A 17,113-nucleotide genomic window follows, 5' to 3' on the forward strand; every position below is an offset into this window, starting at 1 on the left:
TAGGGCATTGTATCAACTGCGGAAAAAAACAGCAAAAGCGCCGCATTCTGCCGGTTAACGGCGGAAAAACGGCTATAAAACAGCCGGCTATTCGGGTTTCGCTTCCGGCGACACCTTCACGAGCCTGTATTTTCCATACCGTTTAACAATGCGCCATACGCCATCCGGCGTCTCTACGGGTTCTCTCTGCGCGTAGAAGGTGGTTTTTTTACCGACGCGCACGCCTATCTGCAAATTCTCCCCTTCCCCACTAATCAAAGCGATGGTCGGCGTCATATCCACCGGCTCGATAACCGCCTGTGTATCTGCCACGTGCGACGCCCGCCTGGCATTGGGGTTTAATGTCGACGCAAAAAGCACCTCCATTGGGTTTACCAACTGGTGATGATGGCTGAGTTCCAGGTGGAGATGAGGACCATTGATGCGCCCGGTTGCCCCTGATAAGGCGATAACATTGCCTCTGAATATCTTATCGCCTTTATGAACCTGAAGCGTATTTAAATGCAGATAGCGGCTGCTCCAGCCATCGGCATGACTGACGGTAATATAGAACCCCGTCACCGGACCATAGCCGGTCGCCGTCACTTCGCCATCGGCAACCGACATTACCGGGCTATTTACCGGTGCGCGCAGATCCACGCCTTCATGCCGCATAAACTGGCGGGTGACCGGGTGGTAACGCATGCCATAAGGAGACGTCACAACAATTTCGTGCGTCAGGGGGAAGATAAACGCCCCGGCAGGCAGGGTATCGACCTCAGAAACGGCATGACGATTCGATAAAGACTGCCAGTTTGGCGCTGGGGCGCTGTTCGTGGGGATCGTCAGATTCAGCACCGAAAAAAAGCTGCTCGCCGTATCATTATCAGGAGCCGGATTGGTTGCAAAGCGATCGGTAGATACAACACCAGCAGGGAAGAAGCTTGCCAGCGCCATAACCTGCGCGCAGGAAAGATCATCATCGGCATCGGCGTTCACCGTAACGTCAGAGGGCCACGTCATAAAAGCGCGACGTGACAAGGTAGCAGCGCTGATGCGACAGGAGAGAGGGTCGGTTTCCCTTCGGGTCTCAATAAGGTTCGCATGGTGTTTACCGGCCTGAAGATCATCGAAACAAGGCTGATAGCGCTGCCGTATTAAAGGCGATGTTGTTACTGGCGGCTGATTCATCAGCACCGCTGTTGCACAGGTTTTCTGCTGATGCACTGGCCGCCATACTGGCAGAGACAGTAAATAAAGCGTACGTGGTATTCGCCCCGTCATGGCTGGCACGGTAGTGTATTGTCGTGGAGCGGGCGGAATGAGCGATACCGTCACGCTGAATTCATCACGCGCAACCTCGTCCCGATACATATCTGGCGCAGCGCGCAGCAAAAGTAACGAAAGCAGAAGAGTGATCACAGGTTAAGCACCGCCGTATACATTAGATAGATCGACATCACAACGATCGCCGGGCCAAATGGAATGTATCCCTGTTTCGCCAGCTCCCCCTGCGGCGCGAATCTGCGAATATAGAAGTAGCGAAACAGAAACAGGCAAAGACCCAACAGGGCTGAGCCCAGCATTAGCACCGCAATATTTTCCACCCCTAACCATGTCGCACACGCGGCGAACAGCTTAACGTCCCCTTTACCGAAACCTTCCCGACCGGTTATCCAGCGGTAACCTTCGGCCATTAGCCAGGTAAAGCCCCATATAAAAACGGCGCCCATTACGCTATCCCGCGGTGAAATTGGAATAAGGTGGCGTACGGAGGCAATAAGTCCCGCCCACAGCAATAAAAACACCAGGCAGTCAGGAAGCAAAAAGGTGCGGATATCGATAACCGCCAGGGTGTACAACAGGCAGAGAAATAACGCCATGAACGCGAGCTGGAGTAAGCTATATTGCGGATAAAGCCAGTAAACCAGAGTGCAAAACACAACGCCAATGACCGCCTCACTTAACGGATAAATACCCGAAATTGTGCAATGGCAATGGCGACATCTGCCGCGTAACAGCAACCAGCTCACCACGGGAATGTTATCCCAGGGCATAACATTGTGCTGGCAGCATGGGCAGTGAGACGGCGGCCACCATAAATTTACCGTGGGAAGCGCACTTCTTTCTTCATCGTCTGCGGTTTCACGCATCAGCATTATCGGTAATCGATAAATAACGACGTTGAGAAAGCTGCCAATGAATAATCCCAGAAGTAGCGCGAGCCAGGGATACGAGGGAGATAAAAAAGCATCCATGCAGAATTTAACTCTTATTAATAGTCGGTGTTGCATTAGTAACGATCGTCTTTTAATAACCGGCGATCGTTACGCGAGATTATTTGCAGTTATCAGGGATAAGCGCCTTCTGGCTTTCTGACATATCCACCTTGTGCGCATGAGGTAATAACGACTTCCATGGGTCACCAGTGCCTGATGACTCTAACCAAACCTGTAAAGCGGCAAGTGCCGTTGGCCTTATTTTATCAGGTAGATTAACGCCATTGAAATTAGCCCCGGCCGCAGTACCACCTACAGCAGTTAATTGCATTTCATCTTTATTCCCTGTCGCTCTGTATTCAAAATATAATGGCTCCACATACGGATTATAAGAGTCTGTAAAAACACCTACGGGTCCGGAATAAGGTGTAAAGAATTCGACTCTGAGTAGTTTCAGGTACCGTAAAGGCAAAGATATCCATGAGAGAGTGCCGTCATAGTAAGGGGAACCGGAAAATATTTTAACGTCATCATCAGGAAATTCGGCGACAAGATCTTTATATGCCGAAATACCCTTACCTACGCTTCCTTTACCTTTTGCAACACAACCACCGTCGTTCTGACAAAAGGCCGTATCACGTCCACTGATTAAACGCGACGGCCAGACAGATTGGTTATTAATAGTGTAAAGATCAATGTAATCATCCACATGCTTACGTTTACCAGCTGAGATATATATGATGTTAAGCTCAGGCCTGGAATAATTAGACACCCAATTACTTGAAGGGACCTGAAACGAAAGAGGGAAAAAGGTATCCCAAAGCTCGCAGTACTGGAGACTGTCGCTAAGACCATATTTTTGCGCTCCTTGCGCCGTTACGCTCGCCAGGAATAAGGCACCCAGTAAGAGTGCACGCTGACAAATGCTTTGTGGTTTTATATTCATTTCATCAATCATCCTACTGCACTTTTCGACAACGTATCCATTAATGAGAACAGCGCCAGAAATACCCAGATAACGCTCCCGCCCAGGATAACGGTGGCTAAGTTCTTTAACAGTCCGGCAAGTTTTTTAATATACTCCTGTATATGATCGCGGGAGCGCTCCGATACCGAGAGCAAAACCTCATTAAACGAGGGGAGATCGGCATACAGGCTGATGTTGAGTAACTCTTCCGCGCCCATCAGTCCGGTATCGAGCGCTTTGCCATAATTCACGCCGTGCGCCATTTTCTCCAGCATGGTGAAAAGATGCCATTTTAGCCAACGGTTAGCATTGAGCTGAATAATTGAAAGCGCATCCGTCAGAGGAATATTGTTACTCAACATTAGCGACAAATTATTCAAAAAAATGGAGGAAGTTAGCTGCCGATAAGTTGAGAACGGCATAATTCTGTCGAGAACCTTATTCCTTATTGTGCCGCTAAAATTGGCCATTGTCAGCCGTGAAAAGATAACCAGAAAGATAAATCCCAGTAGAATTTTTAGCCACAACCCCTCGTAAAGCGCCACGCCAAAATTATAGAGATTCTGTGTCACGGTTGGCCATTTATCAATCGGCACAACGGAGGCAAAGGCGGGGAATACCTTTTGCGAATAGCCGGCAATAACAATTAACGACAAGGTAATCATTATCAGGGGAAATATAAGCGCACCGATGATCTTTTTACGCAGTTCATCGTTGTATTTAATAATCGAAACCAGGGTAAAAAATCCATCAGAAAGGCTGCCGCTTTTCTCCGCCGCGGTGATCACACTCAGTTCAGAATTCGGCACCATACCTTCGAAAACAGCCGCAACGGATGTTTCCTGCTTCATTTGCGTGATAAGATCCATCAACCGTTTACTAAAGGCTTTCCCCAGTAAAGATTGACCTTCTTTTTGCAGTTTTTGCATCGAATCATACAAAGGCAGACCGGCCTTAATCATGTCTGCGCAAAACTGGTAGATATAGATGCGCTGTTTCTTACTGAATTTTTTCAACGATCATCTCCAGATCTTCTGTTGGCAATACGCCAAATTCCATTGCGTACCAGCGCGCATCCACACGACCAAGCAGCACATGCGCCATGACTTTTTCACGGATCTCAAACCCTTCAGCAAGTCCTACCGCTGTCTTTCTTTTTTCCCGCCACAGGGTGTAAACATTAAGCCACTCCTGCCGGGAGATAGCCGCCAGTTCGTCATAGGTTGGCAAAAAATACTCCATCGCCAGCTGCCGTCCTTTGATACCGCTCTTCTTACACTTTACACACCCCTTCTCGCTTGCCCGGAACAGAGTAAAAGTGCGGCCGGAGAGGGTAATCTCTTCATGGACTTGCTTACAGGTATCGCAAAGCACCGGCACCAGTTTCTGACACTGCAACCCAGCAACGAAGCCTGGCGTGGAGAGCTTGTCACTGCTGATACCTAATGCGGACATACGCTGCAGGAGTGAAACGATATTGCCCGCATGCACGGTGGTAAAACAGTAATGTCCACTCTCAACGGCGCCCGCCAGAGCGTTAGCTGAAACATTGTCACGAATCTCCCCCACCATCAGTACATCCGGGTCGCGGCGTAACGCAGATTTAATTGCGGCGTGGAAACCTCCCCCCTCGACGCTGACAACGGAGCTTTGCTTGGCACCGTATATCTGATATTCCACGGGATCTTCGACCGTCAAAAAGCAGCCGCGATCGTCATAGCGGTTTATTTGTAGCCATTCCATCAGATTTTTCAGCGTGGTCGATTTGCCCGAACCTGTCGTTCCCGCAATGACATACGCGCCATAAGGGTTGCTAAGGATCTTTTTCAAATCGGCAATTTCGGCAGACGAGACGCCTATTTTATCCAGCGAGCCCAGGTTATCTTTTTGCAAACCGGAAGGAATAATACGCAGCACAGCATGGTAACAATCCGCCGTTTCGCCAAAAATGGGAAAATGGGCATAACGGAAGCGGTACGGTTTACCGTTAAGACTGTAGAGAATATTCGCGTTCTGCGGAATTGCCCGGTTCCATGTTGTATCTCTGGTTGTAGCCTCTACGTTGTACAAGACAAATACCAGTTCATCACACTGCTGTGATTTAATCTGCATAAACGGCATCAATACGCCATTTACGCGCGCCTCAAGCAACGCCAACACATCATTCCGTGTAATATGAAGGTCGCTGGCCCCCATATTTACAACGCGCTGTAAGATATTGACCAACTGTTTTTGCGTGTCTGTGATATCAATATCATTATGCGCAGCGTTAAGGGCTTTAAGAGAGATAAATTCCAGTATATGAAAATAATCTTCTTCCGTTACTATCGCCAGGCCAATGACTGGCCGTTTATGCATTGATTTCAGCCGGCTTATCTGGAGCTTGTATTCAAATAGCTTATCGATATTGATAGTGTGTACTAATAAATACTCATAACCATCATGAATAGCATTAATGCCTATTCCTTCAAATTCATGATATTCCCAAAGACCGGAAAATATATCTTCAGTCGTTATTCGTTTAAAATCTATATTCACGGGTTAGCTTCCTTAATTTGCAACCCGTTTTTACGATCTTTGGTTAAAATGTATTGTGCGCCGTCCATGGAAAATACATTTCCTGGAGTGACGTATAACAATGTATCACCGCGTTGATTAGCAATAGCAACCCGAGAAAGACCGCCAATGACTGATTCCAGTACTACGTGCGGCTTCGCAATATTATTACCTGTATTTACCGCAGGCGCGCTCTTTTCAGTCTTGATCTTCGCTTCGATTACGGGAGTTGGAGTTGCCCTCGCTTTTATTTTATCTTCACCGCGCAGCTTACGAATTTCGCTCAACATTTTTTCTAGTTCAACCTGTTGCTGTAGCTTGCGATATTCTGACTGATATAGATAATCCTGCTCAACGAGTGCCTGAATATGATCCTGCATCGTCAGTTCCGCTGACTGTTCATTCAGGGCTTTCTCATCGACATTTTTTACCTCAGGAGACGCAGCTTTCTCGCCATTGCCTACCAGCGCTGGTTTACCGGTCTGGTTTTTGGGGGCAGGCGGCAAGTCAGTAGTCGGAGCGGCCTGTACCAGTCCGGATCCCACCATTAATACTGCAAATATGATGATATTTTTTACGCTTTGCATACTAATCCTCCGGATACTTTTATTCCATCGTTAATTGTTTCAATCTTCCTGATAAGAAAGGCATCCCGATACGCCTGTTTATACAAGGCAACCTGTAATAATATCCCTTCGTTCACTGATGTGGAGTGTGGTTTTGTCAGCGTCATGTTCCACTCTGCTGAAAGCATACCGTAAGCCTTAACGTCCCCCGCTAATGTTTTTTCCAGCGCTGCGACTGTCGATTTAGGCAGGGTCTTAAATACAATCTCGCCATTTTTCTTTTTACCCTTTCCGCCCGTCAACGTTGAGTTATAGCTTTTGATATAAGAGATAACCTCATTACAGGAATATAACGACAAAGGTTTGTTCTTCTTATACGCGCTTAATAAGCCGTTTTCTTTGCGGGCAATTTTCATGTCATTGTATTCAAGTGAAACCCCATTCGACCTGTTCTTTCCTTTTTTTACAGGAAATGATGCTGCGTAGGTTTTACCAAAGAAAGTTAACTCTGGTTGCGTCAAAATAGCAGCGGGATCGATTTCAAAAGTCATGTGACACGCCTTTAGCGAACAGCCATAGCTTCGTCCCTCAACAGGAAGTTTAATCAATGCGAACGGAATAACGCTGCGATGAATTTCATCAATCAGGCGAATACCGAAATCAATGCTCATTCCCTCTAATGATTTCTCATACCAGTCATGTACAGAAGCCTTATCGTTAAGCAGTTTCTGCGCAGCCTGGTGTTGCTGAGCAAGCATTTCGTCTTGCGGCATCTTTATAAAATAATACCAATAGCCTGCACCAGCACCACACAACAGTAAAGCAATAGCCAGAATAATAATTATAATTCGACTTGTAGAAAATGTTCCGCTCTTACCTTTCCAGAAATAGAGACCTTCCAGCATAAATTACCCCGCCACCAGAAAATGAAGTGCTAAAGCAAGCAGCGCCAAAAATATCAGACCACCAGCCAGAATGGAGCTAATAATGAATCTGCGACGTCGCTTCAGAGAGAGCTGATGCGCCGCGCATTTCTCTATCACCACAGAAAGCTGGACTTCGGTCAGCGACGTCACTTCCAGGTGTTCATATTGTTCCGGGTGCCGCATGAGCTCATCAAACAGGCTGCGCTCTATAAAGCAATCGGTTCCACTGACAATCCGGCCACCATTAATAATGAGCAGATAAGTGAAGTTATCATCACCATGTGAGAAATAGATGCCGTCCCCAAATAACTCTTTAATATAAATTGCAAAAGGCTCATAAAGGGTAGAAATTTTCTCACAATAACCCACTGCTAAACGCCCGTCAGAATCTTTATAGATTACCCGACGATTAGCCTTTACCATTCCGCGAAAAGCTGCCTGCGCGCCAGGGTCAAGATGAGACATACTGTCCGGTTCCCAGAGCAGACCGGTAAGGATATTATTATCCTGTAACAGTTTATCCATAACCATTTATTCCTATCGGGAAGTAATAGGCTGACGATAATAATCGACGCCAATTACCATGACGATCGTCGCAGATTCATCTTCATTTTTGTCACCGATACCCAATACCTGATATTCCAGACCACCATTTTCACCTTTCACATCATACTTGCCTACCATTAGCAGATCGCCCGGCATAATAATTGATGAGTTAAATGATTCCGTGGTGCTTACGTTCGGTAACTGCACATCATCATAAGTTTCAATGCCTTCCAGATACCGTTTTGTGAAACCACTCACTACCTCAATTCGACCATCTGAAAGCACACGGGGGGTGATGATAAAACTGGTCCCTGTAATAATGGATGATGTTGCGACCGCGACGTTAACCTCACCATTGTCATCGACGGTACGGGTTTTGCTGGAGACGTAATTTTGCGACTTCGTCATATTCAGCGGTATCGCCATATTGTTGCGCGTGATAAAGGAACCGCTTTGTAACGTCCGATCACCCGTTAACTTATATAACGCATCCAGCCCGCTGCTGATATCAACATTGCTGTTTTTCCAGCCTGCCGATATGCCACCCGTTAATGAGTCCAGCAAACTTGAACTGATCTTCATGGTGTTTTGCCCATCATCCAGAGAGAAGTTAACGCCGGCAGAAAGCTGTTTCACTTTCGATTTATCGAGCGTGAAAATTTTATAGGTAACAATAAACTGACGGCTGTTATCCGCTTTATATTTATCTAACGCACGATTGAGCGCCTCATACTCTGACGGTCTTGAGTTAACCATTAAGACAGAAGAATCTTTGAATAGGTTGTAGTTTCCTGAAGAAATATAATTCTTCGCCATATCCTCCACATCATCCCAGAAAGATGATTCGAATTTGGTTTCGGTCTTTCCGGTCAACCCGCCGCTGGAAGTCGCCTCGTTACCAGAAAGATCGAGGTTCGTTTCTGTCTTATTGTTTTCACCATAAAAGTCCAGCTTAATGACATACGTTTCATAAACGTTTATTTTAAGAACGTTATGATTATCAAGTTTTGGGCTTACGTCATAAAGAGAAGCGATATACTGGATAAACGCCTCAAAGGTGCCATCAAATTTTACGCTACGTGCCGTATTCCAGCTACCGCTGTTATTTGACGCACCGGCTTTTGCGCCTATCGCACTCTCGTTGATCCGGTAACTGATTCCCGTTTGTGCAGAGACAGCGTCCATAATGACTGCCAGCGTGGCGGGTTCATAGGATGAAATTTTGACATGTTTTCCCATGATTCGCTGCTGCTCAACGCTATAATCCACCTTTTTCCCTATGTATGCGCGGTCGTACTTAATATACGGCTTCGCTTTTGATTCATCCTGGGTGGTCGCATCTTTAAAATGCTTCTGAATCTGGCTTTCTGAGTCATATTTTTCTTCAAAATCGCTGACACAACCCTGAAGAAAAATGGCTAATATTAACAACCCTGTCTTAATCTTCATCCCTGCACCCATTTTACATTTCATCAATAACAATAACGCGATTTTTTTGATATTTCTTGACTACCAGGCCATAATTCTCAGAAAAAAACAGCTCGCCAAGTTCTTGCAGGATCTCGTCATCCGATTTCCCTGCCAGCGTAATATTGTTATAAACCAGGTAATCTTTTGCACTGTTCCAGAAAAGTTTATAGCCATTAGCCTCCACCCATTTTCTGATTTCCTGGCTTAATAATTTATCTTCCTGAATTACCAGTGGCGGCGCTGAAGGCGCATCCGCGTGATAAGTGTCACCAGTAAACGGGTTTCTGCCGGTATGTTGAACAACCGCACCAGAAGACACTGGAGATGCCGTCATATGGATCTCTGATGAACTATTATTACTTGCCATAGCCTGCGGCAAAAGCATTACCGACAATAAAAGCAGGCAGTATTTCCTGATAATCATATTATCTTCCCTCTGTTTATCAGATTGCTATTATTTGTATTCTGTCGTCGTCAATAAATCATATGGCGTACCTGATTGCGGTATCGTACTGCACCATTTGGTAATGACATAAGATATCGTCAGTGGGTTTACTATATTAACCCCTGCTCCCGTTTCTGAATCATACATGCCCATCGTTGCGGTCACTGCCCATACATACTTGCTGCCCGGGAATATGTATTTTTGCGCCACATTATGATCGACACGAGCCCCACTTGAAACGTCCATCTCAGCCAACTCTACCTGCACAGTAACGCCGCCAAGCAAATCTACTTTCTTGCTATCATCTAATTTGGCGCGAGTCTCATTTTGTTTGACATAGCTACCAGATATGCCGCCATCGTTATAAGCCGAGACAGAAGATATACTGGCAGACAACCGTGGATATAACGCCCTGGTAACTTTTGTTTTTTCCTTATTGCCATCTTCATCCAGGATTGCGTCACCGTTGGCGTCACGCAAAATAATTTCCTGTTCGATGACAGGGCAGGTCTGCACTGCAAATCGATGCATGCCAGAGTTTATTGAACTGTCATCATATGCTGCCACATAATCTTTCTTATCTGTAATATCCGCAGATAAAAGTTCATAGCCAGAATATTCACTCACTGACGGAGTCACAAGTTCAAAAGCATCATATGTACTGGAAGGGTAATAATCCGAAATAATATCAAATCCAGCCATGCTGCTGCCATTCCAGGCATGATAAGAGGTATTATCATCCAGATAAAAATCACCCTCAATTTCTTCGTTATTGTTATTTTTGTATGTAAAGCGCTCAGGGTTACCGTCGGCGGAAAGCATTAAATCACCGCCATAATTACGCTTGAATAAAAAAACTGGCCGTGACGTATTTTCCATCACCAGATTGGCTTTTAGCGTACCCGTTTTGGTCTCATCACCATAATTCTCCGGATCGGTCATATCCAGCGAAAGGATCTGATCTTCACCATGGGCACCTGTGCCTGCCTCCTGGTTGTAACACAGTTCAACTTTACTTGCCTGGGTGTTCCAGCATGCCGTGCCTGAGCCGCCGCCATTGCTCCCCTGATCGTTATCATTCATGTCAAAGGTGATGCGAATACCCAGTTGCTGACCCTTTCCCTGCGTTTCCAGTCGCTCCAGGTTAGACGCCATATCGGAAAACTCGACTGGCGTACTGCCGTCAGATTTCGTTATCAGTTGCCAGGCGTCCGCCGTCCTGACCCGGCGAACAAGCATGATATGCGAAGCAATCAGGCCTGAGTTATTTAACGCATTGTTAAACGCGGAGGCATAATTGGCAAAACTATACTTGTCGTTACTCTCCGTGTAGTTGAACGCAACAATAGCATCCATACGCGCAATCGTGCTGGAGGGGGTTTTAAGATCGTCAGAAGCAAACCCAATCCGTTCAATTTTCGCCGCGGGATTTTTAGCCGCCGTCACAAGTGAGCAGGGTAAATATTCTTGTGTCAGTTCAAATGTTGATTTAAGTGAGACGTTACAGCTTTTGCTGATAAACAAATAACGTTGTTGCTTTTGCTGATTCGCCCCCTCTCCCCACAAAAAATAGTTCGTCCCGGTCCCGGTATCAATGTCCGTAACATTATTAGTTATCCGGTAACGATATTGGGAATCGGTACTGCTGCCTTGCGTGGCTTCATACAGTGGGTTATCTTTTTCACCGTCTTTTGTTTGCAGAGTTTCATCACGCAAATAATTCATCACGCCCTTCATCTCCTGGACAAGCGCGTTCGCGATGGTCTGGCGCATTTCTTTCGCTGCTTGTTTACGGGCATAATTGGTATACATAGCTAGCGCGCCACCAATGATTGCCAGTACAACAATAACTTCCAGTAGTGAAAATCCAGCCTGATGGTTTCGGGACCGCATACTAATTCCTGAAGAACATGAATCATTTTTATATAAATAATAAGTGGCTATTCACAGTAAATAGCCACTTGTTTTTATTCTAAAAAAGAATAGATTCTAATTTAGAGCACAAAGTATTATTTACTACCGAAGATAACACCGTTAATAGAACCCTGACCGTCACAGACGCCAGTTGCAACAATATCAGAAGGCGAAATATCACTCGAGGTCAGCGTCTTAAGAATTGCACCACTTTTACCCACACTGAAGTCTCGGTCAGCGATACTTGGTTCAGACCCGGCAGCGGCACCGGTATTGAGCGCTTCAACATAGTCCCACTGGTTACCCATCTGGGAAATCAGGTTACGACACTCTTCAGACGCCAGACCATTCACCACCACAACAAAGCCTTTTCTCTGAGAACTTGAGCTATCCGTTAACGCGTTATCCATCTGGAACGCATCGTTAGAGAAGCCGTTAAACGCTTCATCAGCAGAGATTTTACCCATACGTACCAGAGTGGCGATTGGCGAGTCATTGGATACAGAAGTATCATTGATATCGGATTTAGACAAACCTTTAATAGAATCGCTTTGCGCCGGATATTGAGCCTGATCTTTATAAGCTTCATTCATTGCAGTACGTACACTGGTCAAGTCATCCTGTACAGCAGACAAGTCCTGAGCCGTAAAAGCCCGCTGGGCTAAAATAACCACACCAGCGGCAATAACACCGATAATCCCTAAGACAATAATTATTTCCAACAGCGTAACACCTCGCTGTTTCTTCATCTCTTTTAACTTAGAGACCTTTTTGGTCACATTCCCTTTTATGTTTAAAACCATTGTACTCATGTTATACACCCTTATTAATTCCGTTAAATTCAGGCTTAGCCACCTGTTCGAATATTATTAATATGGAAAAATAAGAATGCAACAGAACGAAAAAAAACTAAGAATACATTTATATTCAGCAAACACATTTCATACATTATTTTTATAAAATTTATAGGAAAGTATAATTATTATGAATTAGTTAAACCAATAAAACAAAACGTACTTTATAACTGTACTTTTACATGAGATGCGGAATATTTTCAATAATTAAATGTCAATCTTGATAAATTTCTCTTCTTCCTTATTTATTAAGCCCTTATCGATAAAACAATACCGATAATACTGTCATTCCTGTTACTCTGGCATGAGAATGAAAAAAATGCCCGGTTAAATTAACCGGGCGTCTGATAACAAATTATAACGTTCTTTAATAGAGGTAAAACTAACCCCTATAGCTATGTATTAAACCGCTTTCACTGCATCTGCAATACGATGGGCGAACTCAGATACCTGTGCCTCGTCTTCACCTTCAACCATCACACGAATTAATGGTTCAGTGCCAGACTTACGCAGCAGGACGCGTCCACGATTACCCAGCGCCGCTTCAACATCTGCCATCACCGCTTTCACATTGTCATTTTCCAGCGGATCGCCGCTACCTGCGGTGTAACGTACGTTAACCAGCAGCTGCGGGAACATTTTCATGCCGCTGCACAGGTCGTGCAAACTCATATGATTGCGCACCATCGCGGTCAACACCTGCAGACCCGCCACGATACCGTCACCGGTGGTGGTTTTATCCAGCAGGATCACATGGCCTGAGTTTTCCGCACCGATACTCCAGCCTTTTTCCTGCATTTTTTCCAGGACATAGCGGTCACCGACTTTCGCACGGGCAAACGGAATGCCCAACTGTTTCAACGCCAACTCAAGGCCCATGTTGCTCATCAGCGTACCTACCGCGCCACCGCGTAGTTGCCCCTGACGCAGCGCTTCACGGGCGATGATATACATGATTTGGTCACCGTCGACCTTATTGCCTTCGTGGTCGACCATGATCACGCGGTCGCCGTCACCGTCCAACGCGATACCCAGATCGGCTTTTTCCGCGATCACGCGCGCCTGCAGGGCGCGGACGTCGGTAGCGCCGACTTCTTCATTGATGTTAACGCCGTTTGGCTCACAACCGATGGCAATAACATTGGCGCCCAGCTCACGCAGTACGTTTGGCGCAATGTGATACGTCGCACCGTTAGCGCAATCCACCACAATTTTAAGCTCACTCAGGCTCAGTTCATTCGGGAAGGTGCCTTTGCAAAACTCGATATAGCGACCGGCGGCATCGACGATACGGGTGGCTTTACCCAGCTCAGCCGAGTCCACACAGGTGATCGCTTTTTCCATCTCGGCTTCTATGGCTTCTTCAACCGCATCCGGCAGTTTGGTGCCGTCGATAGAGAAAAATTTGATCCCGTTGTCATAGTACGGGTTGTGCGAAGCGGAGATGACAATCCCGGCTTCCGCACGGAAAGCACGCGTCAGATAAGCAACGGCAGGTGTTGGCATTGGGCCAGTGAAAGAGGCAGAAAGACCTGCGGCAGCCAGGCCCGCTTCCAGCGCAGACTCCAGCATATAGCCAGAAATACGCGTATCTTTACCGATGATAATTTTTCGTGAACCATGACGTGCCAGCACTTTTCCTGCCGCCCACCCCAGTTTGAGCACAAAGTCAGGGGTAATTGGGGAGTCGCCTACGCGGCCACGGATCCCATCAGTGCCAAAATATTTACGATTACTCATAGCGTTTGTTTTCCTTTGCAGACAATGTGGCTTCCACCACACGCATCGCTTCTACGGTTTCTTTGACGTCATGGACACGAACGATCTGCGCCCCCTGCATTGCGGCAATCACCGCGCACGCAAGACTACCGTTCAGGCGTTCGGATGGCCCCACATTCAGCAGTTGACCAACCATTGATTTTCGTGACATTCCAACCAGCAGCGGCAGCTCAAAATGATGAAACTCAGCCAGGCGTGCCAGTAATGTGTAGTTGTGGGTGAGATTTTTACCGAATCCGAATCCCGGGTCGAGCAACAATTTATCTTTTGTGATTCCGGCTCGTTCACAACGTGCTATTTGCTCAACAAAGTAACGATTTACCTCAGCGAACACATCCTCGTACTTTGGCGCTTCCTGCATAGTTTTCGGTTGCCCCTGCATATGCATCAAACAAACCGGCAGCCCGGTTTCCGCGGCGGCTTCCAACGCCCCGGGCTCCGAGAGTGAACGAATGTCATTAATGATATGTGCGCCGACCCGCGCGCATTCGCGAATCACTTCGGGTTTTGAGGTATCGACGGAAATCCATACTTCAAAACGTTGAGCAATCGCCTCCACCACAGGGATCACTCGCTGCAGCTCTTCTTCTACGCTCACATCAGCAGCGCCAGGACGCGTGGACTCCCCCCCCACATCAATGATAGTCGCCCCAGCGTTAATCATCAGATTTGCGTGTTTTACCGCCTCAACCAGAGAGTTGTGCGCCCCGCCATCGGAAAAAGAATCTGGCGTAACGTTTAAAATCCCCATGACGTGAGGATGGCTGAGATCCAGTGAAGAACCCTGAGCAAAGAGTTTCATAGTTTTATCCCTGGTAAAAATCTTGAGTATGCAGATAAGAAAAACCCCGGAGCAAGCCCCAGGGTTTTCAATTAAAACACGGTCATCATCAACGATAACTTATTTGTCGCCCAGTTGCTCTGACATGGTGCCAGAGTCCGGCGCACGCGGTTCATCAACCGGACGCGGCGCGCTCGGCTTGCCGGTGCTGCCAGAGTTGTTGTTAGAAGAACCCGGTTCTTCCCAACCCGCTGGCGGACGCACATCGCGGCGAGCCATCAGATCATCAATCTGCGGCGCATCGATGGTCTCATATTTCATGAGCGCATCTTTCATCGAGTGCAGAATGTCCATGTTTTCGTTCAGCAGACGACGCGCACGGTCATAGTTACGCTCAATCAACAGCTTAACTTCCTGATCGATGATGCGAGCCGTTTCATCGGACATATGTTTAGCTTTCGCAACAGAACGTCCCAGGAATACTTCGCCTTCTTCTTCAGCGTACAGCAGCGGACCGAGTTTATCGGAGAAGCCCCACTGAGTAACCATGTTACGCGCCAGGTTAGTCGCGACTTTGATGTCGTTCGACGCACCGGTAGAAACATGTTCAGCACCGTAGATGATCTCTTCCGCCAGACGACCGCCGTACAGCGTGGAGATCTGGCTTTCCAGCTTCTGACGGCTGGCGCTAATTGCGTCGCCTTCAGGCAGGAAGAAGGTCACACCCAGCGCACGACCGCGCGGGATAATCGTTACTTTGTGTACCGGATCGTGTTCCGGTACCAGGCGACCGATAATCGCGTGGCCAGCTTCGTGATACGCGGTAGATTCTTTCTGCGCTTCCGTCATCACCATGGAACGACGTTCCGCACCCATCATGATTTTGTCTTTCGCTTTCTCGAACTCAACCATCGACACGACGCGCTTGTTGCCGCGAGCAGCAAACAGCGCCGCTTCGTTCACCAGGTTCGCGAGGTCAGCACCAGAGAAGCCAGGCGTACCACGTGCAATGATTGCCGCATCGATATCCGGAGACAGCGGTACGCGACGCATATGCACTTTCAGGATCTGTTCACGACCGCGAACGTCCGGCAGACCAACCACAACCTGACGGTCGAAACGGCCTGGACGCAGCAGCGCAGGGTCAAGAACGTCCGGACGGTTAGTTGCCGCGATAACGATAATACCTTCGTTACCTTCGAAGCCGTCCATCTCAACCAGCATCTGGTTCAGGGTCTGCTCACGTTCATCGTGACCACCGCCCAGACCAGCGCCACGCTGACGGCCTACGGCGTCGATTTCATCGATGAAGATGATGCACGGTGCCGCTTTCTTGGCCTGTTCGAACATGTCACGCACACGAGATGCACCCACACCCACGAACATTTCCACGAAATCAGAACCGGAAATTGTAAAGAATGGAACCTTCGCTTCACCGGCGATAGCTTTCGCCAGCAGGGTTTTACCGGTACCCGGAGGACCGACCATCAGGACGCCTTTCGGGATTTTACCGCCCAACTTCTGGAAACGGCTCGGTTCGCGCAGGTATTCAACCAGCTCAGCAACCTCTTCCTTCGCTTCGTCACAACCCGCAACGTCAGCAAACGTGGTTTTGATCTGATCTTCCGTCAGCATGCGTGCTTTGCTCTTACCGAACGACATGGCGCCTTTGCCACCACCGCCCTGCATTTGACGCATGAAGAAGATCCAGACACCAATCAGCAGCAGCATTGGGAACCAGGAAATGAAGATAGAAGCCAGCAGGCTCGGCTCTTCAGGCGGCTCGCCGACAACCTTGACGTTTTTGGTCAGCAGGTTATCAAGCAGCTTCGGATCGTTAACCGGAATATAGGTCGTGTAACGGTTACTATCTTTCTTGGTAACGTTAATCTCACGTCCGTTGATCTTCGCTTCACGAACCTGGTCCTGATTGACCTCTTGCAGGAAGGTAGAGTAATCAACCTTACGGCCATTAGACTCGCTGGGCCCAAAGCTCTGGAATACTGACATCAGCACAACGGCAATGACCAGCCAGAGAATTAGGTTTTTCGCCATGTCACTCAAGGGATTAACCTCATATTACAACTGTGTTAAAAACAGCGTCAGGATAC

Annotated in this window: 15 protein-coding genes; all 15 read right to left on the reverse strand. The window is 47.3% G+C overall.

Annotated features, from left to right (window positions below; genetic code table 11):
- Positions 1-87 precede the first annotated feature (87 nt).
- Complete coding sequence (locus FOB24_RS22250) at positions 88-1,401, reverse strand: M23 family metallopeptidase (RefSeq protein WP_150345479.1); 1,314 nt, start codon at positions 1,399-1,401, stop codon at positions 88-90.
- Positions 1,398-2,237: a prepilin peptidase gene (locus FOB24_RS22255; protein WP_160955928.1), complete on the reverse strand. Its 840-nt coding sequence runs from the start codon at positions 2,235-2,237 to the stop codon at positions 1,398-1,400. The genes FOB24_RS22250 and FOB24_RS22255 overlap by 4 nt, the downstream gene beginning before the upstream one ends.
- 79 nt (positions 2,238-2,316) lie before the next feature.
- Positions 2,317-3,156, reverse strand: coding sequence for a hypothetical protein (locus FOB24_RS22260; RefSeq protein ID WP_150345481.1), 840 nt, complete (start codon positions 3,154-3,156; stop codon positions 2,317-2,319).
- Entirely contained in the window at positions 3,153-4,181 is a 1,029-nt protein-coding gene (locus tag FOB24_RS22265; RefSeq protein WP_137347335.1) for a type II secretion system F family protein, read from the reverse strand. The genes FOB24_RS22260 and FOB24_RS22265 overlap by 4 nt, the downstream gene beginning before the upstream one ends.
- Complete coding sequence (locus FOB24_RS22270) at positions 4,165-5,523, reverse strand: ATPase, T2SS/T4P/T4SS family (RefSeq protein ID WP_170973651.1); 1,359 nt, start codon at positions 5,521-5,523, stop codon at positions 4,165-4,167. Before FOB24_RS22270 ends, FOB24_RS22265 begins: the two co-directional genes overlap by 17 nt.
- A gap of 176 nt (positions 5,524-5,699) precedes the next feature.
- Positions 5,700-6,308, reverse strand: a complete 609-nt coding sequence (locus tag FOB24_RS22275) for a hypothetical protein (RefSeq protein WP_051594486.1) — start codon at positions 6,306-6,308, stop codon at positions 5,700-5,702.
- Positions 6,296-7,192: a hypothetical protein gene (locus FOB24_RS22280; RefSeq protein ID WP_150345482.1), complete on the reverse strand. Its 897-nt coding sequence runs from the start codon at positions 7,190-7,192 to the stop codon at positions 6,296-6,298. The genes FOB24_RS22275 and FOB24_RS22280 overlap by 13 nt, the downstream gene beginning before the upstream one ends.
- Before the next feature lie 3 nt (positions 7,193-7,195).
- Positions 7,196-7,738, reverse strand: coding sequence for a hypothetical protein (locus tag FOB24_RS22285; protein ID WP_038634220.1), 543 nt, complete (start codon positions 7,736-7,738; stop codon positions 7,196-7,198).
- Positions 7,739-7,750: 12 nt separating this feature from the next.
- Positions 7,751-9,220: a type II and III secretion system protein gene (locus FOB24_RS22290; protein WP_223851224.1), complete on the reverse strand. Its 1,470-nt coding sequence runs from the start codon at positions 9,218-9,220 to the stop codon at positions 7,751-7,753.
- Position 9,221: 1 nt separating this feature from the next.
- Positions 9,222-9,653, reverse strand: coding sequence for a TcpQ domain-containing protein (locus tag FOB24_RS22295; protein ID WP_085048649.1), 432 nt, complete (start codon positions 9,651-9,653; stop codon positions 9,222-9,224).
- Positions 9,654-9,683: 30 nt separating this feature from the next.
- Positions 9,684-11,567 carry a prepilin-type N-terminal cleavage/methylation domain-containing protein gene (locus FOB24_RS22300; protein ID WP_150345483.1) on the reverse strand — a complete coding sequence of 628 codons (1,884 nt, stop codon included), beginning with the start codon at positions 11,565-11,567 and terminating at the stop codon, positions 9,684-9,686.
- 116 nt (positions 11,568-11,683) lie between these two features.
- Positions 11,684-12,400, reverse strand: coding sequence for a type IV pilus major pilin (locus tag FOB24_RS22305; protein WP_137347341.1), 717 nt, complete (start codon positions 12,398-12,400; stop codon positions 11,684-11,686).
- A gap of 444 nt (positions 12,401-12,844) precedes the next feature.
- Positions 12,845-14,182 (reverse strand): phosphoglucosamine mutase, encoded by a 1,338-nt coding sequence (gene glmM, locus FOB24_RS22310; RefSeq protein ID WP_038634228.1) that lies wholly within the window; start codon positions 14,180-14,182, stop codon positions 12,845-12,847.
- Positions 14,175-15,023: a dihydropteroate synthase gene (folP, locus tag FOB24_RS22315; protein ID WP_038634231.1), complete on the reverse strand. Its 849-nt coding sequence runs from the start codon at positions 15,021-15,023 to the stop codon at positions 14,175-14,177. Before folP ends, glmM begins: the two co-directional genes overlap by 8 nt.
- 99 nt (positions 15,024-15,122) lie before the next feature.
- Complete coding sequence (ftsH, locus tag FOB24_RS22320) at positions 15,123-17,057, reverse strand: ATP-dependent zinc metalloprotease FtsH (protein ID WP_003025013.1); 1,935 nt, start codon at positions 17,055-17,057, stop codon at positions 15,123-15,125.
- Between the last annotated feature and the right edge of the window lie 56 nt (positions 17,058-17,113).

It is taken from the genome of Citrobacter werkmanii (assembly GCF_008693645.1).
GTDB classification, from domain to species: domain Bacteria; phylum Pseudomonadota; class Gammaproteobacteria; order Enterobacterales; family Enterobacteriaceae; genus Citrobacter; species Citrobacter werkmanii.